The 24,560-nt window shown below is 73.6% G+C and carries 21 protein-coding genes; 14 read left to right on the plus strand and 7 right to left on the minus strand.

All coding sequences use genetic code 11. The features are described 5' to 3' along the window. Positions 1–365 (minus strand): carboxyl transferase domain-containing protein (locus ACWEMJ_RS12380; protein WP_452136959.1); only part of this gene is annotated, 365 nt, incomplete at its 3' end. 353 nt (positions 366–718) lie between these two features. Then, positions 719–1,123 carry a PLD nuclease N-terminal domain-containing protein gene (locus ACWEMJ_RS12385; RefSeq protein WP_452136960.1) on the minus strand — a complete coding sequence of 135 codons (405 nt, stop codon included), beginning with the start codon at positions 1,121–1,123 and terminating at the stop codon, positions 719–721. A 75-nt stretch (positions 1,124–1,198) separates the two neighbouring features. On the opposite strand from ACWEMJ_RS12385, the gene ACWEMJ_RS12390 reads away from it, so the two are divergent. The 5 genes from ACWEMJ_RS12390 (at position 1,199) to ACWEMJ_RS12410 (ending at position 8,655) form a co-directional block, all read left to right on the plus strand. Continuing rightward, a complete protein-coding gene (locus ACWEMJ_RS12390) occupies positions 1,199–2,656 on the plus strand; it encodes a menaquinone biosynthesis decarboxylase (protein WP_452136961.1) in 1,458 nt (485 codons plus the stop codon). Further along, a complete protein-coding gene (mqnP, locus tag ACWEMJ_RS12395; RefSeq protein WP_452136962.1) occupies positions 2,653–3,552 on the plus strand; it encodes a menaquinone biosynthesis prenyltransferase MqnP in 900 nt (299 codons plus the stop codon). Before ACWEMJ_RS12390 ends, mqnP begins: the two co-directional genes overlap by 4 nt. 192 nt (positions 3,553–3,744) lie before the next feature. Beyond that, positions 3,745–5,487 carry an RNA ligase family protein gene (locus tag ACWEMJ_RS12400; RefSeq protein WP_452136963.1) on the plus strand — a complete coding sequence of 581 codons (1,743 nt, stop codon included), beginning with the start codon at positions 3,745–3,747 and terminating at the stop codon, positions 5,485–5,487. A gap of 1 nt (position 5,488) precedes the next feature. Continuing rightward, the gene (locus ACWEMJ_RS12405) at positions 5,489–8,281 is read left to right on the plus strand and encodes an RNA repair domain-containing protein (protein ID WP_452136964.1); all 2,793 of its coding nucleotides are present in this window, start codon (positions 5,489–5,491) and stop codon (positions 8,279–8,281) included. Then, positions 8,278–8,655, plus strand: coding sequence for a VOC family protein (locus tag ACWEMJ_RS12410; protein ID WP_452136965.1), 378 nt, complete (start codon positions 8,278–8,280; stop codon positions 8,653–8,655). The genes ACWEMJ_RS12405 and ACWEMJ_RS12410 overlap by 4 nt, the downstream gene beginning before the upstream one ends. A gap of 6 nt (positions 8,656–8,661) precedes the next feature. Here ACWEMJ_RS12410 and ACWEMJ_RS12415 read toward each other — a convergent pair whose 3' ends face one another. After that, complete coding sequence (locus tag ACWEMJ_RS12415; protein WP_452136966.1) at positions 8,662–9,372, minus strand: MOSC domain-containing protein; 711 nt, start codon at positions 9,370–9,372, stop codon at positions 8,662–8,664. Between the two features lie 82 nt (positions 9,373–9,454). Beyond that, positions 9,455–10,195: a cyclase family protein gene (locus ACWEMJ_RS12420; protein WP_452136967.1), complete on the minus strand. Its 741-nt coding sequence runs from the start codon at positions 10,193–10,195 to the stop codon at positions 9,455–9,457. Positions 10,196–10,273: 78 nt separating this feature from the next. On the opposite strand from ACWEMJ_RS12420, the gene ACWEMJ_RS12425 reads away from it, so the two are divergent. The 6 genes from ACWEMJ_RS12425 to ACWEMJ_RS12450 all read left to right on the plus strand — a co-directional run bounded on the left by ACWEMJ_RS12425 (position 10,274) and on the right by ACWEMJ_RS12450 (position 15,905). Continuing rightward, entirely contained in the window at positions 10,274–10,939 is a 666-nt protein-coding gene (locus ACWEMJ_RS12425; RefSeq protein WP_452136968.1) for a UbiX family flavin prenyltransferase, read from the plus strand. Positions 10,940–11,056: 117 nt separating this feature from the next. Continuing rightward, the gene (locus ACWEMJ_RS12430) at positions 11,057–11,518 is read left to right on the plus strand and encodes an Lrp/AsnC family transcriptional regulator (RefSeq protein ID WP_030462120.1); all 462 of its coding nucleotides are present in this window, start codon (positions 11,057–11,059) and stop codon (positions 11,516–11,518) included. 51 nt (positions 11,519–11,569) lie between these two features. After that, a complete protein-coding gene (locus ACWEMJ_RS12435; protein WP_452136969.1) occupies positions 11,570–12,535 on the plus strand; it encodes a threonine ammonia-lyase in 966 nt (321 codons plus the stop codon). A gap of 52 nt (positions 12,536–12,587) precedes the next feature. Continuing rightward, the gene (gene mqnE, locus ACWEMJ_RS12440; protein ID WP_452136970.1) at positions 12,588–13,751 is read left to right on the plus strand and encodes an aminofutalosine synthase MqnE; all 1,164 of its coding nucleotides are present in this window, start codon (positions 12,588–12,590) and stop codon (positions 13,749–13,751) included. A 205-nt stretch (positions 13,752–13,956) separates the two neighbouring features. Continuing rightward, positions 13,957–14,865 carry a L,D-transpeptidase family protein gene (locus ACWEMJ_RS12445; protein ID WP_452136971.1) on the plus strand — a complete coding sequence of 303 codons (909 nt, stop codon included), beginning with the start codon at positions 13,957–13,959 and terminating at the stop codon, positions 14,863–14,865. Between the two features lie 95 nt (positions 14,866–14,960). Further along, positions 14,961–15,905 (plus strand): beta-ketoacyl-ACP synthase III, encoded by a 945-nt coding sequence (locus ACWEMJ_RS12450; RefSeq protein WP_452136972.1) that lies wholly within the window; start codon positions 14,961–14,963, stop codon positions 15,903–15,905. Positions 15,906–16,092: 187 nt separating this feature from the next. Here the strand turns inward: ACWEMJ_RS12450 and ACWEMJ_RS12455 are convergent, their stop codons facing one another. Continuing rightward, positions 16,093–16,734: a TetR family transcriptional regulator gene (locus ACWEMJ_RS12455; protein ID WP_452136973.1), complete on the minus strand. Its 642-nt coding sequence runs from the start codon at positions 16,732–16,734 to the stop codon at positions 16,093–16,095. A gap of 306 nt (positions 16,735–17,040) precedes the next feature. On the opposite strand from ACWEMJ_RS12455, the gene ACWEMJ_RS12460 reads away from it, so the two are divergent. Together ACWEMJ_RS12460 and ACWEMJ_RS12465 are read left to right on the plus strand one after the other, a co-directional pair. Next, positions 17,041–19,341 carry a serine/threonine-protein kinase gene (locus ACWEMJ_RS12460; protein ID WP_452136974.1) on the plus strand — a complete coding sequence of 767 codons (2,301 nt, stop codon included), beginning with the start codon at positions 17,041–17,043 and terminating at the stop codon, positions 19,339–19,341. Positions 19,342–19,447: 106 nt separating this feature from the next. After that, positions 19,448–21,061 (plus strand): hypothetical protein, encoded by a 1,614-nt coding sequence (locus ACWEMJ_RS12465; RefSeq protein ID WP_452136975.1) that lies wholly within the window; start codon positions 19,448–19,450, stop codon positions 21,059–21,061. 35 nt (positions 21,062–21,096) lie between these two features. On the opposite strand, the gene galE is transcribed toward ACWEMJ_RS12465, so the two are convergent. Continuing rightward, positions 21,097–22,062: a UDP-glucose 4-epimerase GalE gene (galE, locus tag ACWEMJ_RS12470; RefSeq protein WP_452136976.1), complete on the minus strand. Its 966-nt coding sequence runs from the start codon at positions 22,060–22,062 to the stop codon at positions 21,097–21,099. Positions 22,063–22,175: 113 nt separating this feature from the next. Between galE and ACWEMJ_RS12475 the strand changes: the two genes are divergently transcribed. After that, positions 22,176–23,294 (plus strand): S1C family serine protease, encoded by a 1,119-nt coding sequence (locus tag ACWEMJ_RS12475; RefSeq protein WP_452136977.1) that lies wholly within the window; start codon positions 22,176–22,178, stop codon positions 23,292–23,294. A gap of 82 nt (positions 23,295–23,376) precedes the next feature. Here the strand turns inward: ACWEMJ_RS12475 and ACWEMJ_RS12480 are convergent, their stop codons facing one another. Beyond that, positions 23,377–24,528 (minus strand): sensor histidine kinase, encoded by a 1,152-nt coding sequence (locus ACWEMJ_RS12480; RefSeq protein ID WP_452137025.1) that lies wholly within the window; start codon positions 24,526–24,528, stop codon positions 23,377–23,379. Positions 24,529–24,560 lie beyond the last annotated feature (32 nt).

Raw genomic sequence — 24,560 nt, forward strand, 5'->3', positions numbered from 1 at the left:
TGGGCGTGGGCCTCGCCCAGCGCGCCGCCGAAGATCCGGAAGTCGTGCGCGTAGGTGAACACGGTGCGGCCGTGGACGGTGCCCCAGCCGACGACCACGCCGTCGGTGTGCGGCTTCTTCGCCTCCAGACCGAAGCCCTGAGCACGGTGCCGGCGCAGCGGCTCCACCTCGTGGAACGAGCCCTCGTCCAGCAAAAGCTCGATCCGCTCCCGAGCGGTCAGCTTGCCCTTGGCATGCTGCGCCTCGGTGGCCTTCTCGCTGGGGCCCCGGCGGACCTGCTCGCGCAGCTCGTGGAGTTCGGCCACCCGGCTACGGGCGTCGGCCGGAGCCTCGCCGCCGACCGGCGCGTCGTGCAGGACCGTCATCTCGAACCACTCCACAAGGTCACGTGAGCCAGGGAACACCTCTTCTGCTACGACAGTACGAGCCAGTGCGCCCGCGTTTCGGCGTCGATTCCGTACAAGGTCGGAACCCGATCGCTGTAGAGGGCACACAGAAGGGGGCGCACACCCCTACCGCCGGGTCGCTTCCGGCAGGGGCCGGGGGATACCCCCCACCGGGATCGTCGGGACCGGTGAATTGGCAGGTCAGCGGCAAGATGGTGGGCATGCGAAGGCCGCCGGAACGCGGCCCTCCGGAAGGGGCGCGCGAGGGCCGGCGGCCGACTCGAACGGGACTGGGGAACGGCTGGATCGTAGGGATGCGCCAAAAGGCGGGATCAGCCCTTGGAGCCGTCCTCGGGACGCTCCTCGCCCCGGCGCAGATCCTCCTCGCGGCGGCGCAGATCCGCCTCCCACTGCTTGAGCATCTCCTCGTGCTGATCGTTGCCGCGCTTCAACGAGGCCAGGAACTCCGGGTCGTCGTCCGGCGCGAGCGGTCGCGGCCGCTCGTACCCCGCCCGCCCGGCCGCCGGCCCGTCCGGCCACGCCGCCCGGCGGCGGGCCCGGTTCTTGCCGGCCACCAGCCAGGCGATCGAGCCGACCAGCGGGAACAGCAGCACGATCAGCACCCACACCACCTTCGGCAGGTGGCGGATCTCGTCCTCGGGGGTGGTCAGACAGTCGATGAACGCCCACACCCACAGAGCCAGCAGGGCCACCGTGGGGACGACTCGCAGAAGCACAGCGCAGAACTCCGAAATACGTTCGAACAGGACCCTTGGCGGGGTCAGGTTAGCCCGTATCGGATACTGACAGGTATGGCATACGACGATCTCCGTTCCTTCCTCCGGGCCCTGGAACGGGAGGGCGACCTGAAGCGGATCAAGGTGGAGGTCGACCCCTATCTGGAGGTCGGCGAGATCGTCGACCGGGTGCAGAAGGCCAAGGGCCCCGCGCTGCTCTTCGAGAACGTCAAGGGCTCGGCGATGCCGCTGGCCATGAACGTCTTCGGTACCGAGCGCCGGCTCTCCAAGGCCCTCGGCCTGAAATCCCCCGACGACATCGCCGAGAAGATCGGCGGCCTGCTCAAGCCCGAGCTGCCGCAGGGCTTCACCGGCTTCCGCGAGGCCTTCGGCAAGCTCGCCTCGATGGCGCACGTCCCGCCGAAGAACGTGAAGTCCGGCGACGCCCCGGTGCAGGAGGTCGTGCTCACCGGAGAGGACGTCGACCTGGAGCGGCTGCCCGCGCTGTTCACCTGGCCCGAGGACGGCGGCTCCTTCTTCAACCTCGGCCTGACCCACACCAAGGACCCGGACTCGGGCGTCCGCAACCTCGGCCTGTACCGGCTGCAGCGGCACGACAAGCGCACCATCGGCATGCACTGGCAGATCCACAAGGACAGCCGCAACCACGCCGCGGTCGCCGCCAAGCGCGGCGAGAAGCTCCCCGTCGCGATCGCCTTCGGCTGCCCGCCCGCCGTCACCTACGCCGCCACCGCGCCGCTGCCCGGTGACATCGACGAGTACCTGTTCGCCGGCTTCGTCGCGGGCGAGCGGGTCCGCATGGTCGACTGCAAGACCGTCCCGCTCCAGGTCCCGGCGGACGCCGAGGTCGTCCTCGAAGGCTGGCTGGAACCCGGCGAGATGCTCCCCGAGGGCCCGTTCGGCGACCACACCGGCTTCTACACGCCGCAGGAGCCGTTCCCCGCGCTCACCATCGACTGCGTCACCATGCGCCGCCGCCCGATCCTGCAGTCCATCGTGGTCGGCCGGCCGCCCACCGAGGACGGGCCGCTCGGCAAGTTCACCGAGCGCTTCTTCCTGCCGCTGCTCAAGGTGATCATCCCGGACATCGTCGACTACGACCTGCCCGAGGCCGGCGGCTTCCACAACTGCGTGATCGTCTCGATCGACAAGAAGTACCCCAAGCACGCGCAGAAGGTCATGCACGCCATCTGGGGCGCCCACATGATGTCGCTGACCAAGCTGATCATCGTGGTGGACGCCGACTGCGACGTCCACGACTACCAGGAAGTCGCCTGGCGCGCCCTCGGCAACGTCGACTACAGCCGCGACCTGTCCGTCGTCGAAGGCCCCGTCGACCACCTCGACCACGCCTCCTACCAGCAGTTCTGGGGCGGCAAGGCCGGCATCGACGCCACCCGCAAGCTCCCCGAGGAGGGCTACACCCGCGACGGCGGCTGGCCCGAGATGGTCGCCTCCGACCCGGCGACCGCCGCCCGGGTCACCCGCCGCTGGAAGGAATACGGCCTGTGAGTACGGCCGCTTTTGAAGCCCCGAGGAGCAGGACCCGGGCGTTCCTGCGCCTGGTCATGATCGAGCACTCGATCTTCGCCCTGCCGTTCGCCTACATCGCCGCGCTCACCGCGATGTTCCTCGCCGACAAGTCCGTGCACTGGGGCGAGTTGTTGCTGGTCACCGTCTGCATGGTCGGCCTGCGGACCTTCGCGATGGCGGCCAACCGCATCATCGACCGCGAGATCGACGCCCGGAACCCGCGCACCGCCAACCGCGAACTCGTCACCGGCGCCGTCTCGCTGCGCACCGCGTACATCGGCTCCGCGATCGCGCTGGTGGTCTTCCTCGGCTCCGCGGCCCTGCTCAACACCCTCTGCCTGGTGCTGGCCCCCGTCGCCGTGATCCCGATGGTGGTCTACCCCTACGGCAAGCGGTTCACCGACTTCCCGCAGGCCATCCTCGGCCTCGCCCAGGCGATCGGCCCGGTCGGCGCCTGGCTCGCCGTCACCGGCACCTGGTCCTGGGACGCGGCCGTCCTCGGCCTCGCCGTCGGCATCTGGATCGGCGGCTTCGACCTCATCTACGCCTGCCAGGACGTCGCCGCCGACCGCGGCATGGGCGTCCGCTCGGTCCCCGCGCGGTTCGGCATCCCCGCCGCGATCAACGGCGCCCGGGTCTGCCACGCCCTCACCACCGCCCTGCTGGTCTGGTACGCCGTCCTCACCGACGCCGGCGCGTTCTTCTGGTGCGGGCTCGCCGTGGTGGCCGGCGCGTTCGTCTACGAGCACACCATCGTCAAGCCGCACGACCTCTCCCGGCTGAACCGGGCGTTCTTCTCCACCAACGGCTTCGTGGGGATCTCGCTGTTCGCCTTCGCGCTCATCGACCTGATCGCGCGCGGCCTGACTGTTTGACGACAGTCGGGCGCACAACCAGGGGCGCGGGGAACCGCGCGAGAGAGAACGCACCACGTCCGCAAGATCGCGACGCAGGACAATGACCTGCACGTGCTCGCGACCTTGCGGACGGGCCGTGCGCTTGCCGCGCAGCCCCCAGCCCGCAAAACCGTTGGCCCTGCCCGAGGCCCCGTCCCTAGGCTGGCGGCCATGCGCGTGCACTACCCCCGGACGCCGCACCTGCCGTGGTCGCCGGGTGCCGCCGCCGATGACATCCGCAGCGGTGACCTCTCCGGCCTCGCGGCGGCCGAGGTCGTCGTCACGGAGAAGCTCGACGGCGAGAACACCACCCTGTACGCGGACGGCCTGCACGCCCGTTCGCTGGACTCCGCGCACCACCCCTCCCGGACGTGGGTGAAAGCGCTGCAGGGCCGTCTCGGCCCCCGCATCCCGCCGGGCTGGCGGGTCTGCGGCGAGAACCTGTTCGCCCGGCACTCCCTCCCGTACAGCGGCCTCGACAGCTGGTTCTACGGCTTCTCGGTGTGGACGTCCGCCGACCGGTGCCTCGACTGGGACGCCACCGTCCGCTTCCTGCGCCGCCTCGGCGTCCCGACGCCGCGCGTGCTCTGGCGCGGCCGGTACGACGAACGCGCGCTGCGCGCCCTGCGGCTGGACCTGGACCGCCAGGAGGGCTACGTGGTGCGGACGGCGGCGGGCTTCGCGCGGGCGGAGTTCGGCAGCCGGGTGGCCAAGTGGGTCCGCCCGCAGCACGTCCGGACCAGTACGCACTGGATGCACGCGGCCGTGGTCGAGAACGGCCTCGGCCCGAACGCCCCGCTCTGGCACGTCCGTTCGGGCGGAGCGCCGGACGCCGCCGCGCTGGCCGAGACACTCCGCCTGCCCCAGCTCGCGCCGCTGCCCGAGCTCGCGCCGCTGCCCGAGCTCGCGCCGCTGGACGAGATGGCCGGCCGCCTGGACGAGCTCGGCCGCACCGGCGACGCCCGCCTGAACGGCGTCCTCGCCGCCGGTCTCCACACGGTCCGCCGCGAGCTGCTGCTGCCCCGCCTGGTGCCCGCCCTGGGCCTGCCGCAGGCCCGCCGGGTGGCCGACCTGGTCGGCCTGCACCCGCAGCTCGCCCGGCCGTACCCGGACGAGGAGCGGAGGGCCGGCCTGGTCCGGCTCACGCCCGCCGCCGACCTGGGGGTGCTGCACGCCCTCGCCGCCACCCTCGCCACCGGCGGCGAGGAGCGCGAGCAGGTCGCCTGGTCGGCCCTGCACGCGGAGGACGCCGGCCTGCTGGCGCCCGACCCGTTGGCGGAGCTCCGCGCGGGGCTGCGCCGGGCGCTGGAGGGCTTCGAACCGGACGTCCGCGACCGCTGCTGGGCGCAGGCCCGCGAGGCGTTCGCGGCGGGTCGGCTCACCACCGCCGAGGAGGCCCTCGCCGCGACCTGGGCCTGGCGCGAGGGCCGCTTCCCGCGCCTGACGCACCTGTGCGGCCCGGCCGGCAGCGGCAAGTCGACGTTCGCGGCGGGGCTGCCCGGCACCCGGATCGCGCTGGACGACCTGCGCGCGGCCCGCGGCTCGCGCGGCGACCAGCGCGACAACGCCGAGGTGCTGCGCGCGGGCCTCGCCGCGCTGGAGGACGCGCTGGCCGCGCCCGGCGGTGCCGCCGTCTGGGACGCCACCTCGCTCAACCGCCACCAGCGCTCCCACGTGCAGGCGATCGCCCGCCGCCGGGACGCCCTGCTGACCCAGGTGGTGCTGGTGGCCGACGAGGCCGAACTGGCCCGCCGCAACGCGGTCCGCGCGCACCCCGTCCCGCCGGAGGTGCTGACGGCGCAGCTGCACCGCTGGAGCCCGCCGTACCCGGGGCAGGCGCACCGCACCTGGTACGTGGGCGCGGGCGGCACGGTGGAGGACACGGCGGGCACTCTGGACGGCGAGGAGGACTGAGATGCGCCCCATCGAGCAGATCTGCCAGCGCATCCGCTGGGACGACCGGTTCGACCCGGCCAGGTTCACGCTGGGCGTCCGGCAGCGCGACGACCGCACCAAGCTCGTCCCGCTGGTGACCTTCACCGCCGCCGGGGACGTGCCCTGGCACCGGGTCCGGCACGTCGAGGCGGACGGCCAGGTGGTGTGGGACCGCGCCACCGGCGTCGACCTGCTCGACACCACCGCCGCCGGCCGGCGCACCGCGCCGCGCGTGCTGCCCGCGCCGTTCTTCACCCCGAGCACTCCGCACGCCTGGCACGCCGAGCGCGGCTGGCGGCCCGCCGACACCCAACCCGGCGTTCCCGTCGGGCAGTTGAGAGTCGTCACCTGGAACACGCTGTGGGACCGCTACGACCCCGAGCTGATCCACACCGCCCGCCGCCGCCCGCTGCTGCTCGCCGAGCTGGAAGCCGCCGACGCCGACGTGATCGCCCTGCAGGAGGTCGAGCCGGCCCTGGTGAAGCTGCTGTTGGCGCAGCCGTGGGTCCGGCGGGGCTACACGCTGGGCGCCGACCCGTTCGGCCGGGAGATCGACGGGCACGGGCTGCTGCTGCTCAGCCGGCTGCCCGTGCTGGAGGCCGGACGGCACGAGCTCGGCCCGCACAAGGCCGTCGCCGCGATCACCGTGCACACCGGTGAGAGCCTGCTCACCGTCGCCGCCGTCCACCTCAGCAGCGACCACTCGCCCGACGGCGCCGCCCGCAGGAAGGCCGAACTCGCCCTGCTGGCCGAGGGGTTCGGTGCGGTCGCGGGCGAGCTGCTGGTGCTCGGGGACTTCAACGACAGCACCTCGACGCCCGCCGCCGCCCTCGGCCTCGCCGACGCCTGGACGGAGGTGCACGGCCCCGAGGACCGCACCCCGACCTTCGACCCGGTCGCCAACCTGCTCGCCGCCGTCTCCTCCCTCACCGGCCGGGCCGGCCGCCTCGACCGGGTGCTGCTCCGCCCCGGCCGGGCCCGTGCCGACGATGCCCGCCTGCTCGGCCAAGTCCCCACCCGTGACGGCCTGTTCGCCTCCGACCACTACGGCGTCGCCGCCGACCTCGACCTCACCCCGGCCCCCGCCGCCGAGCGCCTCGACGCCCCGCCCACCGCCCGCACCGCCGTCGCCTGGCTGCCGCCCGAGCGGCTCCGGCCCCCGATCCAGCGCCTGCGCGCCGCACACGACCCGCAGCTCGACCGCTGGCCGCCGCACGTCAACCTGCTGTACGGCTTCGTCGCCGAACACGAATGGGACGCCGCACTGCCGCTGCTGGCCGAAGCCGCCGCCGAAGTGCCGCCGTTCACCGCCGAGTTGGCGGGCGTGCGGACCTTCGCCCAGCGGTCCGGACACACCCTCTGGCTCGACCCGGCCGCCGCCGACCCCGCCCCCTGGGCGGCCCTCCGACGCGCCCTGGAGCGCCGCTTCCCGCGCTGCCGCGCCCACGCCGACGGCTACCACCCGCACCTCACCCTCGGCCGGACGGACGACCCGCGCCGCGCCGCCGCCGACTGCGCCGCCGCGCTCCCGCCGATGACCGCCCCCGTCGGCGAACTCGTCGTCCTCGCCCGGCGCGGCGACGGCCCGATGCTCCCGCGCGCCACCGTCGCGCTCGGCACCGGCGAACTCCGCCTCCTGCCCGAGGCGTTGACCCCGGCACCTGTTGAACCGGCCGTTCCTGCAGTCGAGTTGACGGAGCGGATCGCCGCCGTCCTCCCCGGCGGGCTCCACCCCGTGGGATCCCGCCGACTGGGCTGCGCGCTGCCCGGCGCGGACCTCGACCTGGTCGCCGTACTGCCGGCCGGTGTCCAAGTCGCCTCCTTGGCAGCCGAGGTGGCCGCCGCGCTGCCCGAGGCCCGGAACATCCGCGAGGTGCGCGGCGCCCGTGTGCCCGGCCTCCGGCTGGACGTCGGCGCGCTGGCCGTCGACCTGGTGCTGGCCCCGGCCGACGGCCCGGCCGAGGACTTCGCGATCGCGTACAGCGCCGTCACCGACGCCGAGGCGGTGCTCGCCGCCGTCGGCGACCGCCACCGGGCGTTCGCCGCGCTGGCCCGCCGGGTCAAGGCGTGGACCCGGGCACGCGGCCTGGACGGCGCGCCGTACGGCCAACTCCCGTCGCTGGCCTGGACGGTGCTCGCGGCGCGGATCGTCCGGGAGAACGCCGCGGACGACCCCGACGAGCTGTTCCGCTGCTTCACCGAGGCCTGGGCCGCCTGGGACTGGCGCCACCCCGTCACCCTGCTCGGCGAACCCGCGCCCCCGCACCCCGACCCGGTGACGGTGCTGACCCCGACCGCCCCGGTCCGCAGCTGCACCACCCAGGTCGGCGCCGACGCCCGCGAACTGCTCGCCGAGGAGCTCTACCGCGCCTGGGAACTCGGCCCCGACCACCCCGAGCTGCTCGCCCCGCCCCCGCTGCACCGCCGCCACGCCGCCTGGCTGCTGCTGGACGCCGGCACCCCCGAGCGGCTCGGCGCGGTCAAGGGCCGCCTGCGCGCCCTGCTCACCGCCCTCGAACCCGCGCCCGGCGTGCACGCCTGGCCGCACCCGCTGCCGGGCCACCGGCTGGCGGTCGGCCTGGGCCCGCAGCCGCCCGACCGCGACACCCTCGACCGGATCACCGCCGCCTGGCTGCCCGGCCTGCCGGGCGTCACGGCCGCCCGCCTGCCCGGCGGCGAACTCGATCCGATCACGGAAACCCGACCGCCCGCCGCTGCGATGCGCCATGCTGGAACGAAGGACCCGACAAGATCCGGACGGGGATCACGATGATCGGCACACTGCAGTGCGTGGTGCTGGACTGCCACTACCCGGCGGGCCTGGCCCACTTCTATGCCGCCCTGCTCGGCGGCGAGGTCGACCGGCCCGACCCGCGCTGGACGCTGCACGAGGAGTGGTCCACCGTCCACCTGCCCAGTGGCCAGGTGCTCGGCTTCCAGCGCGTCGAGGACTACCGCCCGCCGATCTGGCCCGACCCCGGCCACCCGCAGCAGCTGCACCTGGACATCGAGGTCGAGGACGTCGCGGCCGTCGAACAGCGGGTGGTGGAACTCGGCGCCGAGGTCAAGGCCCGCCACGAGCGCTGGACGGTGTTCGTCGACCCGGCCGGGCACCCGTTCTGCCTGATCCCGCGCCACGGCTCCTGACCGGGCTCACGCCAGCTTCAGCACGTCCCCGACCCGCAGCCGGCCGGGCCGGGCGACGGACGCCAGCGCGCCCAGCTCGCAGTCCCGCTCGTGCGCGACGGTCTTCAGGATCTCCGGCGCGTGCGGCAGCCCGGGCTGCGCCGCCCCGACCATCACGCACCGCACGCTGGACCGGACGAACGCCAGCCGGACGCCGCCCTTCACCCGGCCCTCCCGGCCGTACCAGGCGTCCTCGGTGAACGGCGGCGTCCCGGGCGGGGTGCGCAGCAGCACGTTCGGCCGGAATCGGCGCTCGTCCACCACGGCGGACGGCACCGCCTCGGCGATCCAGTCCAGGGTGGCGGTGGTCAGCAGGCTCACCGGCAGCTCGTCGAAGTGCGAGACCGCGTCTTCGCGGGCCAGCCCGACGTCCTCCTGCTCCAGGTAGGCGCGCAGGAACGCGTCCGGGTCCGGCACCGGCATCCCCAGCGGGTCGAACAGCTCCGGGCCGTCGATCCGGCTGCCCAGCCGGGAGCTGAGCCGCAGCAGGCCGTCCATCCGCCGGAACCGCCGGGTGTTCTTCCCCGACCCGAACTTCCCGGCGCCGTCGCGCACCGCGTACAGCCGGTCGCCGACCAGTCCGCGCTCCTCCACCTCGACGGAGTCGAGCAACTCGCCGCCCGTGGACTTCACGGGGTAGCGCCACAAGCGCTCGACCACACCGACGATCTGAGACATGGCGGGAGCCTATCGCCGCCCCGCGCCGGTGGTCTAGACCAAGTCCCGGGCGTGGGCGGCCCGTTGGCCGAAACCGCTCCGCTCAGCCGATGCGCGCGACCGCCCGCACCGGCGCCCCGTCCGCCGCCGTCAACCGCATCGGGAACAGCGACACCTCCACCGGCAGCCCCGCCGCCTGCGCCGCCAGCAGCGGCGACAGGTCCGTCAGGTTCTCCGCGATCACCCCGCCGCCCTCCGGGCCCAGCAGCACCCGGTGCGCGGCCAGCGAGGGCAGCTCCGGCGCCGGGTCGTGCTCGTCCTTCAACTCGGCCAGCAGGCTGGCTACTTCAGGATTCGACGGCCCGGGATCCGGCGTCGGGTCCACCGACAGCGCGTCCACCCCGACGGTCCGCACGCCCGCCGCGACGATGGCTGCCGCGGCCTCCTCGGTCAGGTACGGATGCGCGAAGTAGCGGTCCGTTCCCCAGTACTTGGGCCACCCGGTCGCCAGTAGCAGCACCGTCCCCGGCCCCGACACCGCAAGCGCCGGCGCCAGGTGCCCGGCCGTCACCTCGCCCCGCGCCGGCAGCCCCCGCAGGTCCACCACCACCGCGGGCCCGGTGAACAACTCCAGCGGCAGCCCGTCCAACGTCGGCCACCGCACGTCCAGGTGGTACGGCGCATCCACGTGCGTCCCCGTCTGCGACCCCAGGTGCACCGCCATCACGTTCACCCCCTCCACCTCGGTCGTCAGCGCCGCCCGCAACTCCACCCCGGGATCCCCGGGGTACACCGGCATTCCGGACACCACGGGATGCGTCAGATCCACCAACTCCACAGCCATGCAGACCATTGTGGGCGCGGGAGACGGGCGCGCCCACCCGCGCGCCCACCCGCGCCCCGACCCGCGACAATGTCCCCCATGAGCACCCCCCGCCGCCCCTGGGTCGTCGGCGTCTCCGGCGCCAGCGGCACCCCCTACGCCGCCTCCGTGATCCGCGCGCTGCTGGACGCCGGCGAGTCCGTCGACCTGATCGTGAGCCGGGCCGCCCGGCTGACCATCCTGGACGAGACCGGCATCTCGTTCCGGGACGCGCACTGGAAGGCCGATCTGGCGCAGTGGCTGGCCCGGGACGAGAAGGAGCTGGACGACGTCCGCTACTGGCCCGCGGGGGACTTCGCGGCCGGCCCGTCCTCCGGCTCGTACCCGGCGAAGGGCATGCTGGTGGTCCCGGCCACCACCGGTGCCGCGGCCGGCATCGCGCTGGGCCTGTCGAAGGACCTGCTCCAGCGCACCGCCTCCGTCACGCTCAAGGAGCGCCGCCCGCTGGTGCTGTGCCTGCGCGAGACGCCGCTGACCGGCGGCACGCTGCGGCACCTGGTGTCCCTCGACGAGCAGGGCGCGGTGGTGCTGCCGGCCTCGCCGGGCTTCTACGCGGGGGGCTCGACCGCCCGGGAGCTGGTGGATTTCGTGGCCGGCCGGGTGCTCGACGCGGTGGGCGTCCCGCACGGCCTGTACCGCCGCTGGTCGGGCGCCCTCGGAGAAACCGGCAGCACCCCGGAAACCGGCTCGCGCCGGGGCGAGTGAGCGGCCTCGCCACGGGAGAGTATGTTCTCTGGGATACCCCGGTCGATCGGCGCTCGGCGCCTTGGATTCCAGAAAATGATCTTGGTTCTGGAAAGGTTCGGAAGGACGCGGCAGGTAATGGACTCTGTGGACAGACAGCTCATCCAGGCACTTCGTGAGAACGGCCGTGCCTCGTACGCCGAGCTGGGCCGTCTGGTGGGCCTCTCCGGGCCGAGCGTGACGGACCGGATCAACCGCCTTGAGCAGGCGGGCGTGATCACCGGCTACCGGGCGACCGTCAACCCGGCGACGCTGGGCTACGGCGTGACGGCGCTGATCGGCCTTCAACTGACCGACGCCGCCGACCACGACGACGTCTCGCACCGGCTGAAGGACCTCCCCGAGGTGGAGGACTGCTGGTTCATCGCGGGCGACGACTCGTACATGCTGAAGGTCCGGGTGCCGGACGTGGAGGGCCTGGAGTCGGTGGTGAAGCGGCTGTCCGGCACCAAGGGCGTCGCCCGCACCCGCACCACGGTGGTGCTCTCCACCAAGTGGGAGAACCGGGTCAGCGAATTGCCGCTGCACCTCGCCGAGTAGCGCACTAGGGTCGTCGCTTCACGAACCGTCAACTCCCGAGGATGGCCCCGAATGTCCCTGGTCGACCTGGAAGACCTGCGCGCCGCCCAGCGCCGGATCGCCGGCACGGCGGTCCGCACCCCGCTGATGCCCTGCCCGTGGGCGGAGCAGCCGGACGGGCGCCGGCTGTGGCTGAAGCCGGAAAACCTCCAGCCGACCGGGGCGTTCAAGGTCCGTGGGGCGTTCAACCGGCTGGCGGCGCTGACCGAGCAGGAGCGGGCCCGCGGCGTGGTGGCGCAGTCCAGCGGCAACCACGCCCAGGCGGTGGCGTACGCGGCGCAGCGGCTCGGCATCAAGGCGGTCGTCGTGATGCCGGACACCTCGCCCGCCGTGAAGATCGAGAACACCCGCTCGTTCGGCGCCGAGGTGCTGGTCGTCCCGGCCGACCGGCGCGACACCGTCCCGGCCGAGCTGGCCGCCGAGCACGGCTACGTGTGGGTGCCGCCGTACGACGACCCGTACATCGTGGCGGGGCAGGGCACGGTCGGCCTGGAGATCGCCGAGGACGCCCCGGACGACCTGGACACCGTGCTGGTGCCGGTCTCCGGCGGCGGCCTGATCGGCGGAACGGCGGCGGCGATCAAGCTGACCTGCCCGGGCGTGCGGGTGATAGGGGTGGAGCCGGAGCTCGCGGCGGACGCGCAGGAGAGCCTGCGCAAGGGCATCCGCACCGCCTGGCCGATCGCCGACACCTACCGGACCATCGCCGACGGCCTGCGCACCCCGTCGGTGGGCGTGCTCCCGTTCGAGCACCTCACCGCGTACGTGGACGACATCGTCACCGTCTCCGAGCAGGAGATCCGTGACACTGTCGCGCTGCTGGCCCGCCGCGGCCGGCTGGTCGCCGAGCCGTCCGGCGCGGTCGCCCCGGCGGCCTTCTTCCACCGGGCCGAGCAACTCGGCGGCCGGGTCTTCGCGGCGGTGGTCAGCGGCGGGAACGTGGAGCCCGCCCTGCTGGCCGAGCTGCTGGCGCTCTAGGCGTAGTCTCGACTGGCCAACGAATCGAAGGACCGAGGAGGCGGAGCGCCGCATGGACGCAGGGCTCAAGCGCGAGCTGGAGGCGAAGGTCTACGCCGGTGAGCGGCTGACCCGCGAGGACGGGATCGCGCTCTACGAGAGCGACGACCTGGCCTGGCTGGGCGGCCTGGCCCACCACGTGCGGACGCAGAAGAACGGCGACGTCGTCCACTTCAACGTCAACCGCCACCTCAACATGACCAACGTGTGCAGCGCCTCCTGCGCGTACTGCTCGTTCCAGCGCAAGCCGGGCGAGAAGGACGCGTACACGATGCGCATCGAGGAGGCCGTCCGGCTCGCCAAGGCGATGGAGTCGGAGTCCCTCACCGAGCTGCACATCGTCAACGGCCTGCACCCGACCCTGCCGTGGCGCTACTACCCGCGCTCGCTCAAGGAGCTGAAGGCCGCGCTGCCGAACGTCTCGCTGAAGGCGTTCACCGCGACCGAGATCCACTGGTTCGAGCGGATCAGCGGCCTGTCGGCGAGCGAGATCCTGGACGAGCTGATCGAGGCCGGCCTGGAGTCGCTGACCGGCGGCGGCGCGGAGATCTTCGACTGGGAGGTCCGCCAGCACATCGTCGACCACGACACCCACTGGGAGGACTGGTCGCGGATCCACCGCCTGGCGCACGAGAAGGGCCTCAAGACCCCGGCCACCATGCTGTACGGCCACATCGAGGAGCCCCGCCACCGGGTCGACCACGTGCTGCGGCTGCGTGAGCTGCAGGACGAGACCGGCGGCTTCCAGGTCTTCATCCCGCTGCGCTACCAGCACGACTTCCACGACTCCAAGGACGGCAAGGTCCGCAACCGCCTGATGGAGCGCACCGAGATGGCCACCGGCGCCGAGGCGCTGAAGACCTTCGCGGTGTCCCGTCTGCTGTTCGACAACGTCCCGCACGTCAAGGTGTTCTGGGTGATGCACGGCGTCACCACCGCGCAGCTGGCGCTCAGCCACGGCGCGGACGACATGGACGGCTCGGTGGTCGAGTACAAGATCACCCACGACGCGGACAACTTCGGCACCCCGAACAAGCTGGGCCGCGACGACCTGCTCCAGCTGATCCGGGACGCCGGCTTCCGCCCGGTCGAGCGCAACACCCGCTACGAGATCATCCGCGAGTACGAGGGCCCCGACCTGCTGCGCCGGGAGACCCCGCAGGCGATGCGCCTCTGACGCCCCGCCCGCACGCTCCCACGCGCGCCCGGCGGCCGGTTTCCGGCCGCCGGGCGCGCGTGCAATCCAGGGGGCGCGTGGGGCTGCCGTGCACCACCCGGCACGCCGCCCACCACCGGAGATGCAACTCCGGGCTCGTACGCTCACAGGCTCATCACACAGCCCGGGTTCCACGGCGTCCCCCGGGTCTGGGAGGATCGGCGACATGTCCGGTTCCCATCGCTCCGCCTCGCACCGCCGCTCGGCCCCCGCGCCGGCCCCCCTGGGCGAGCACGAGCAGACCCAGGGCCGAGCCGCGAGCCGCCGCCGTCGCAAGCCGAAGCCGCGCCGCGCCGCCAAGCTCACCGTCGGCACCGCGACGCTGCTGGCCCTGACGGCCGGCTGGTTCACCGTCGGCCCGGGCCGCGGCTTCGAGGGCGAGACCGCCAGCGCCGCACCGGACCGCGAGCCCGAGGCCGCCCCCGTCAAGGCCGCCGACTCGCGCACCGAGCCCCCGGCCGCCGACCGCTCCGCCCGCGACCGGATCACCTCCATCCCGGGCCTCGGCACCGACTGGAACGCCAAGATCCCCGCCGAGACCCGCCAGGTGCTGGTCGCCAGCGGCAAGGACAAGAACTCCTCGGACAACACCGTCACGCTGTGGACCCGCGGCGACGACGGCGGCTGGCGGGCCGGCCAGTCCTGGCCCGCCCACAACGCCTACAAGGGCTGGACCAGCGACCACCGCTCCGGCGACCTGCGCAGCCCGATCGGCCTGTTCTCGCTCACCGACGCCGGCGGCCGCAACGCCGACCCCGGCTCCAAGCTGCCGTACGACCACAACCCCAAGTTCGTGATGGGCGGCCGCGGCTTCAACAACGAACCGCTGGCCGGTTCCTTCGACTACGTGGTCGCGATCAACTACAACCGGGTGGTCGGCTCCTCCCCGCTCGACGGCCGCTTCCCGGAGGGCGCGGCCAAGGGCGGCGGCATCTGGCTGCACCTCGACCACGGCGGCCCCACCCACGGCTGCGTCTCGCTGACCGAGGACCACATGGTCGAGCTGATCAAGACCCTGGACCCCGCCCTGCACCCGATGATCGCCATGGGAGACGCCCAGTCGCTGGCGGCATGACGGATTCCGGTTGTCAGGCCCCTACAGCTTCCGGCATCCGATCCTGTACCAGGGCGTTACCGCCCGACTCGTCGGTAACCCGGTTGAGTGGCAGTATGACCGCCTCCCGCATCGTGGCGCTGGGCCACTACCAGCCGCCGAAGATCCTCACCAACGACGATCTCTCGGCGATGGTCGACACCGACGACCAGTGGATCCGGAGCCGGGTCGGCATCCGCACCCGGCACATCGCCGAGGACGAGACCCTGGTCGACCTCGCCGCGGGCGCCGCCCAGAAGGCCCTGGCCCGCGCGGGAGTCACCCCCGACCAGATCGACCTGGTCGCCATCGCCACCTGCACCGCCCTGGACCGCAGCCCCAACACCGCCGCCGCGGTCGCCGCCCGGCTCGGCATCCCCACCCCCGCCGCGTACGACGTGAACACCGTCTGCTCGGGCTTCTCCTACGCGCTGGCCACCGCCGACCACGCCATCCGGGCCGGCGCCGCCACCCGCGCCCTGGTGATCGGCGCCGAGCGGATGTCCGACATCGTGGACTGGACCGACCGCACCACCTGCGTGATCTTCGCGGACGGCGCCGGCGCGGCCGTCCTGGAGGCCGTCCCCGACGAGCGCTCCGGCATCGGGCCGGTGGTGTGGGGCTCCGAGCCGGAGAAGGGCGAGGCGGTGGTGATCAGCGGCTGGCAGCCGATCATCAGCCAGCAGGGCCAGACCGTCTTCCGCTGGGCCACCACCCAGGTCGCCCCGCTGGCCCGCCGGGCCTGCGAGAAGGCCGGCCTGGACCCGTCCGAGCTGCGCGGCTTCGTCGCCCACCAGGCCAACCTGCGGATCATCGACGCCATCGCCGGCAAGCTCGGCCTGGCCGAGGACGCGGTGGTCGCCCGCGACGTGATCGAATCCGGCAACACCTCCGCCGCCTCCATCCCGCTCGCCCTGTCCAAGCTGGTCGAGCGCGGCGAGCTGCACAGCGGCGACCCGGTGCTGCTGTTCGGCTTCGGCGGCGGCCTCGCCTACGCGGGCCAGGTCGTGCGCTGCCCCTGACGGGCGGCCCGACCCGCGAACACGGCGCAGGGGCGGTCGGGAGACACTCTCCCGACCGCCCCTGCGCTTCTTGATTCCGGTGCGGATGACGCCCCGCGGTACGTCGGCGAACCTCCCCCGAGGACACGGCCGCGTCCGACGCACCCCGGACAGGAACCGGGGCCGGGCGCCAGTGGACTGGTCTCTGTTACTTCGGCGGCTTCTTTCCGGTGACTCCGAGGTACACCTGGAGCGCCAAGCTGGGCTTGAGGTCCTTGACCTTCACGCCCCACGAGGTGAACGCCTTCGAGTGCTCCGCGGCCGCGGCCAGCAACGTCACCAGGGCGCCGGCGACCGCCGACCCGTCGACCGTCTTGTCGGTCTTGCCCTGCGTGTTGCGAACCGCCTCGGCGAGTGGATGCGCCACCGAGTTGAGGACCTTCATACGGATCTTGAAGAACCGCTTGTCCCCTTCCGCTGCACCGAGCGTGACCACTCGGAGAATGGCGTCATTCTTGCGCCAGAAGGCGAGGAATCCGTCCACCAGTTCTTCAGAAGTGGCGAAGCCGGTCTTTCCCGCCCAGGACTTTCCATCGACGAGCTCTTTGAGCCCGGCGCTGTCCTCGGCCATTTCCTCGGCGATCTCAAGGACTGCGCCCTCGACATCCGGGAAGTACTGGTAGAAGGTCGCGGGGGAGGTACCCGCCATACGGGCGACGTCGATGACCTTGACGTCCCGGTACGGCGACGTGCTGAGCATCTCGCGGAGGCAGTCGAGCAGCTTCTGCCGCGTCTCCTGTCCGCGCCGCCCGGCGACGCGACCGTCGACGGTGCGAACTTGTCCTGTCATGCCGTCAGCTTACCGTGGCACGATCTTGGCGCGATTCGGTAGTGCGACTATTAGTCCGCCCGTGGGGAGAATCAACGACTTTTCAGCGTGTGTTGTTGCCCCCCCGTGCACTGATGACCTCACAGCGTGACGGCAAGTCAGCTTCGACGGGTTCGAGCGGGTCGGCGGGCCCCCTCGGGGGCACGCCCGGGGCCGGGCCGGGGCGGGTGACACGGGCGGGGGAGATTGGCTCCAGGACGGCGGGCATTGGAGAATCGGGGGCGCGCCACCGCCGGGGGGCGTTGGCGAAGGGGAGGTGGCTGCGGAGTGGACCAGCTGACGGCGCACGATCCGAGGCGGATCGGGCCCTTCGAGGTGCTCGCCCGGCTCGGCGCGGGCGGCATGGGCCTGGTGTACCTGGCCCGGTCGGCCTCGGGCCGCCGGGTGGCCATCAAGACCGTCCGCAGCGAACTGGCCGAGGACAACCTGTTCCGGGTCCGCTTCGCCCGCGAGATCGCCGCCGCCAAGACGGTCGGCGGCTTCTACACCGCCGCCGTGGTGGACGCCGACGCCGACGCCGCCGTGCCCTGGCTGGCCACCGCCTACGTGCCCGCGCCCTCGCTGGAGGACCTGGTCACCGACTGCGGCCCGCTGCCCGCCGACGCCGTCCGCTGGCTGACCGCGGGCATCGCCGAGGCCCTGCAGTCCATCCACGCCGCCGGGCTGGTGCACCGCGACCTCAAGCCGTCCAACGTGCTGGTCGTCGAGGACGGCCCGCGGGTGATCGACTTCGGGATCGCGGCCGGCGTGTCGAGCACCCGGCTCACCATGACCAACGTCGCGGTCGGCACCCCCGCCTACATGTCGCCCGAGCAGGCCCGCGACAGCCGCAGCGTCACCGGCGCCAGCGACGTGTTCTCGCTCGGCTCGCTGGTGGTGTTCTGCGCCACCGGCCACCCGCCGTACCGGGGCACCAACCCGGTCGAGACGGTGTTCCAGCTGCTGCGCGACCAGCCCGACCTGTCCGGGCTGCCCGCCGAGCTGGTCGATCTGGTCCGGGCCTGCATGCGGCCCGCGCCCGAGCACCGGCCGACGCCCGCGCAGATCCAGGCCGAACTGGCCCCGCACCTGTTCTCCCGGGCCGACGCCTCCGGCGAGGCCGGGGACTGGCTGCCGCCCGCCGCGCTCGACCTGATCGAGGCCAAGCGCAGCAGCCGCCGCCCGGTCAGCCAGCAGCCGCCGCCGCCCCGGCCGGTCGCGGTGCCGCCGCAGCCGGCCGCCCCGCCGCTCTCGCAGGCCGCGCCGGTCGGCGCGCCGTCCGAGGCCGAGGTGGCCACCGAGCGGGTCCGGCCGCACCACGGGGCGGCGGCCGGCGCGCCCGGCGACGGCGGGATCCGGCTGGCCGGCGCGCACGTGCCGATAGGCCCCGGCCCCCGGGTGGAGCCGGTGGCCCCGTCCGCCGCCCCGGTCGGCACCGACTGGGTGCGCCGCACCTCCGCCCCCGCGGCCCTGCCGCCCGCCCCGCCGCAGCCGCCCGCCGCCCGCTGGCGGCCCTGGCGGTTCCGGATGTCCAACGACGTGTGGGGCACCCCCGTGGTCGCCGACGGGACGCTGTTCGTCTCCAGCTTCGAGGTGCACGCCCTCGACATCGGCTCCGGCGAGCGCCGCTGGAAGACCCGCGACGTCGCCTGGGCGCTGGCCGTGGACGGCGGCCGGGTGCACGCCGCCGACGGCCCGCACCTGTACACCGTCGACTCCGTCGACGGCACCGAGCGCTGGCGCACCTCCCTGGACGGCTGGGTGTACTCCCTGGACGCCGCCGACGGCGTGCTCTGCTGCGGCATCCGCGGCGGCGGCGTGCAGCTGCGCTCGGCCGCCAGCGGCGCCGAACTGTGGCGCGCCGACGACGCCCAGCAGGAGTACGAGAACCCGCAGTCCGGCCCCGCGCTGATCGCCGGCGCCGCCTACTACCAGGGCTCCGGCCGCCTGCACTGCGTGGACCCGCGCGGCAGCGGGGTGCGCTGGGCCGTCCCGGTCAGCGGCAAGGTCCCGGCCCGCCCGGTGGAGCGCGGCGGCGTGCTGTACCTGACCTCCGGCCAGCGGGTGCACGCGCTGGACGCCGCCACCGGCGCCGAGCGCTGGCGCTTCGACGCGCCCGTGGTGCTGTTCACCCCGCCCGCGGTGGACGACCGGGCGGTGTACGTCGCCGACTACCTCGGCACCCTGTACGCCCTGGACGCCGCCACCGGCCACGGCCTGTGGCACGCCGCCACCGCCTCCCGGCAGGGCGCCGAGCCCGCCGTGGTCGCCGACGGCACCGTGCTGCTGGGCTCCGGCGACACCCTGTTCGCCTTCGACAGCGCCACCGGCCGGGAACGCTGGCGCTACGCGGCGCGCGCCGACCTGGTCGGCTCCCCGGCCGTCGCCGACGGCCTGGTCCACCTGGGCAGCCGCGACCACTCGCTGCACACCCTGGAACTCGCCACCGGCCGGCTGCGCTGGGAACTCGGCACCAAGGGCGAACTGACCGGCTCCCCGGTCGCCGTCGACGGCCGGGTCTTCGTCGGCTCCAAGGACCGCTGCGTGTACGCGCTGGACTCCTTCTACGGCACGGCCGTCCCGCACTGATGTTCGGCCGGTATTCGCCGTAGGGGGACGACCGCCGGTCGCGCCATGCCGTACCCTCCCGGAACGATCACCGCGATGCGGTGATCGACCAAGGGAGGGAACCCGTATGTCCATCGCCTTCGACCGGCGCCGCTCCGCCGTCGCCGCGGCCGCCCTCGGCGTGGTGCTCGCCGCCACCGGGGCCGTCGCCCCCTCGGCGGGTGCCGCCGTGCACACGGTCGCGCCGACCGGCCTGCGCACCATGCCCAGCACCGACTGCGCCGGCGGCAGCGTGCTCGGCCTCACCGACGTCACGCTGTTCGCCGACGCCTCGGACTCCGGGTCCGTGGAGTTCCAGCTGCTGCGCTCCGGTACCGGGGCGACCGTCGAGGACGTCACCCTGTCCGCCACTCCGGGAACCGCCGCGGTCCACCAGGTGTCCCGCACCCTGCTGACGGCCGCGGCCGGCGGGGCGGTCACCGACTTCGACTGGAAGGCCCGCGCCCAGGGCGGACAGGTGCCCGGCGACTGGTCCGCCACCTGCCACTTCCGCTACGACCCGACCGTGCCCACCGCCGCTCCGACGGTGTCCGTCCCCAGCGGGCTGGTGATCGGCACGCCCGCGCAGATCACGGTGACCGCCGGGCCCGGCGACCCGCCCGCCGCCTACACGGTCCAGGTCGGCAGCGACGCCCCGAAGACCGTCACCGCCGACGCCTCCGGTGCCGCGGTCGCCACCGTCACCCCCGTCAGCGGGTACAGCAACCTGAAGGTCACCCCGCTGTCCCCGGGCGGGAACCCGGGCCCGGCGGCCACCGTCGGGCTGTACGCGGCGCAGCCGCCGCAGCCGCCGCAGACCGCGCGGGTCGCCGGTGACATCGACGGCGACGGTGTGCCCGACCTGCTGCTGGTCGGCGGGCAGACCGGCCTCGGCGACGGCCTGTGGCTCGCCAAGGGCCTGGGCGGCGGCGCGCTCGCCCCCGCCGTCCAGGTCGGTGCGGCCGGTACCGGGCGGAACGCGCCGGGCAGCGCCGCCGACTGGAACGGCGTGCTGGCGATCGGCGGCCGCTTCAACGGCAGCACGGCGGACAGCGTGCTGGCCTACTTGCCGAGCGTGGGCACCGGCACCGCGCTGCCCTACGCGGCCGGCGCGTTCGACCCGTCCAGGTCGGTCAACATCGGGCCGCAGGTCTTCGACGACGGCACCAGGCGGGTCGAGCGGATCGCCGACGGCGGTGAGCTGTACCAGGCCGGGAACGGCTCCCCGACCGGCAACAGCACCGTGGACAACCTGCTGGTGCTGGCCGGCGGCAAGCTGAACCTGATCGGCAGCGCCGGCATCCCCGGCGCCTACGGGTCGCTGTGGACGTCCGTCGAGCTGAGCGACACCAACCCGGCCGGCACCGGGGACTGGCACGGCTGGTCCATCACCACCGCGGTGCTCGGCGCGGGGCGCCAGCCCGGCCTGTTCGCCCGCAACGACGCGGACGGCTCGCTCTACTACTACGCCGCCTCGAAGCTGACCGGGCCGTTCCTCGGCGACCCGATCGGCGCCCCGGTGCTGGTCGCCGTCGGCGGCTGGGACGCGGCGAGCAAGCCGATCCTGCGGGGCACCGACCTGGACGGCGACGGCCTCGCCGACCTGTGGGCGGTGGACGCGCAGGGCAACGCCACCGGCTACCGCTTCGACGGCACCGCGCTGACCGCGCTGGCCACCTCGTCGGTCCTGCCGGCGAACTGATCCGGAGCCCGTGGGCCCCGGAGCGAGTCCGGGGCCTACGGGTGGCGGTGCTGCCAGCCGGCCCAGGCGGAGGCGACCATGGCGCGCACGTCGTGGCGGGCCGTCCAGTCGAGTTCGCGGCGGATCAGCTCGGCGGAGGCCACCACCCGGGCCGGGTCGCCGGGGCGGCGGGCGGTCACCTCGGGCGCGGTGTCCAGGCCGGTGACCTCGGCGATCTCGGCGAGCATCTCGCGCACCGAGGCGCCGCGGCCGGTGCCGATGTTGAGGGTCAGCCGGACCTGCCCGTCGGTGTCCAGCCGGCGGACGGCGGCGACGTGCGCGGAGGCGACGTCCGAGACGTGGATGTAGTCGCGGACGCAGGTGCCGTCCGGCGTCGGGTAGTCGTCGCCGAAGATCAGCGGGGGCAGCCCGGCGGTGAGGCGCTGGAAGGCCAGCGGCACCAGGTTGGCCGCGCCCGGGTCGGACAGCTCGGGGGAGGCCGCGCCCGCCACGTTGAAGTAGCGCAGCGAGACCGCGGACAGCCCGTACGCCTCGGCGCAGGCGTTCAGCAGCCACTCGCCGGCCAGCTTGGTCTCGCCGTAGGGGTTCATCGGCAGGCACGGCGTGGACTCGGTGACCAGGTCGACGTCCGGCATGCCGTAGACGGCGGCGGAGGAGGACAGCACCACCCGGCGCACGCCCGCGTCCACCGCGGCGGCCAGCACGATCCGCAGGCCCTCCACGTTCTCGTGGTAGTAGCGCAGCGGCTGGGCGACCGACTCGCCGACCTGCTTGCGGGCGGCCAGGTGCAGCACGCCGGTGACGCCGTGCTCGGCGAGGACGCGGTCCAGCAGCGGGCGGTCCAGCGTGGAGCCCGTCACCAGGGGGACGCCGGGAGGCAGGTGGGCGGCCGCGCCGGTGCTCAGGTCGTCGAGGACGACCACGGACTCGCCGGCCGCGGCCAGCTCCCGTACGACATGACCACCGATGTAGCCGGCCCCGCCCGTGATCAACCAGGTCATGGCCCCGATCCTAGACGGCCGCCTTCCGGGGGCCGGAGGGTGTGTCTGGCCAGGGATTCGGACATTTCGCTGAAATGCTGACAAAGTTCTGCCCTGCGACCGGAGGTGCTGCCGTGCGCCCGAAGAAGGAACCGACCCGCCCGCTGCCGGCCGGACCCCGGCCCACCGGCCCCAAGCTGTGGCTCGGCCCGGCGGCGCTGCTGGCCTCGACGGCGCTGCTTCTCACCGGCTGCTCGGGCGGCGGCAAGGGCTCCGGGTCGAACACGGCGGCCGGCGCCGCCGCCACCACCGCGCCCGCCCCGTCCAGCAGCAACCAGCTGGAGCAGGACTACCAGCAGGTGATCTCGCAGGTGCTGCCCTCGGTGGTGCAGATCACCGCGGGCGACAGCCTCGGCTCCGGGATCGTCTTCGACGACCGGGGCGACATCGTCACCAACGCGCACGTGGTCGGCACCGCGCAGACCTTCACCGTGACGCTGGCCAACAGCACCAGACCGCTGGACGCCACCCTGGTGGGCAGCTACCCGCAGTCCGACCTCGCGGTGATCAGGCTGAGCAGCCCGCCCGGGGGGCTCAAGCCCGCGACCTTCGCGGACAGCGCCAAGGTCGCGGTCGGTCAGATCACGCTGGCCATGGGCAGCCCGCTGGGCCTGTCCAGCAGCGTCACCCAGGGCATCGTCTCGGCGGTCGGGCGGACCGTCAGCGAGCCGCAGAACGCCGGCTCGCCCGGCGCCACCATCGGCAACATGGTGCAGACCTCGTCCGCCATCAACCCCGGCAACAGCGGCGGAGCGCTGGTCAACCTCTCCAGCCAGGTGATCGGGATCAACACGCTGACCGCCGTGGACCCGGAGCTGGGCGGCTCGGCCGCGCCCGGCATCGGCTTCGCGATCCCCGCCGCCACCGTGACCAGCATCGCCAACCAGCTGATCAAGGACGGCAAGGTCAGCAACTCCGGGCGGGCCGCGCTCGGGGTGACCGTCCGCCCGTTCTTCGACTCGAACTTCCAGCCCGCCGGGGCGGCGGTCGTCTCGGTGGCCTCCGGCGGCCCGGCCGCCTCCGCCGGGCTGCAGGCGGGCGACGTGATCACCAGGATCAACGACACCACGATCACCAGCCCCTCCGCGCTGACCACCGCGCTCGCCTCCTTCTCGCCCGGCGACAAGGTGACCGTCGGCTACCAGCGCGACGGCAAGGACCAGAGCGCCGACGTCACGCTCGGGACGCTGTAGCCCCGCCCGCTCGGACCCGGAGTGCCGTACCGCGCAAGGGAGACGGCACCCCGGGTCCGTTCACGCCGGCCACCGGCCGCCGTCAGCTCTTTCCGGCCCGGGTGCGCCAGGGGAGCTCGACCGTCACCGCCGTCGGGCCGCCGGCCGGGCTGTCCACCACGAACACCCCGTCCACCGACTCGGCGCGCTCGGCCAGACCCGTCAGCCCGCCGCCCGGGCGTATCTCGGCACCGCCCCTGCCGTCGTCCTGCACCGTCAGCATCAGCCGGTCCTCCTGCCGCCACACGTCCACCGAGGCGGAGCGGGCGCCGGAGTGCTTGGAGGCGTTGGTGAGCAGCTCGCTGACGGTGAAGTAGGCGATGCCCTCGACTGCCGAATCGGGGCGCCCCTCGCCCAGCTCCACGTGCACCTTGACGCCGCCGGGCAGCGTGCAGCGGGCCGCGACCGAGGACAGCGCCGCATCCAGGCCGCGGTCGGTCAGCACCGCCGGGTGGATGCCCCGGGCCAGATCGCGCAGCTCCTGCAGGGCGAGCTTCACCTCGCCGTGCGCCGCGTCGACCATCTTCTGCGCGGCCACCGGGTCCTCCGTCAGCTTCTCCTTGGCCAGGCCGAGATCCATCGCCAGCGCCACCAGCCGGGCCTGCGCGCCGTCGTGCAGATCCCGCTCGATGCGGCGCAGATCGGCCGCCGCGTGATCGACCACCGCACCCCGGTCGTCCTCCAGCTCGCGGACCCGCTCGACCAGCGCGCCCGGCGACAGCAGGCCCTCCGCCAGCAGCCGGGAGACCCACGCCAGCCCCCGCATCGCCCACGGCAGCACCGGCCAGCCGACCGTCAGCAGCACCACCGTCACCGTGAAGCTGATGATGCCCCAGGGCAGCATCAGCAGGCAGTACAGCGCGCTGCGCCAGCTCAGCCCGTCCGACAGCGAGGCGATCACCCAGCCGGCCACCCCGGGGCGGGCGGCCACCAGCGGCGGCGGCTCGGCGACCCGGCTGCCCAGCGAGGCCCGGGCCCGGATCCGGCCCAGCCGGCCGAACAGCCGGCAGCACGTCAGCCCGAAGGCCAGCAACGGCAGCCCCACCACCGTCACCGTCATGCCGATGCCCGCCGTCAGCAGCGTTGCCATCACCGTGAAGGCGGCCAGGCCGATCGGCAGGTTCAGCAACTCGTGCTGGACCCGCTGCCACATCTCCGCCCCGTACAGCGACGGACGCTTCGCCCCGTCCTTCATGGTCGGCGCCCTCTCCTGGTGCTCGCCGGTCT

The organism is Kitasatospora sp. NPDC004531, assembly GCF_053602195.1.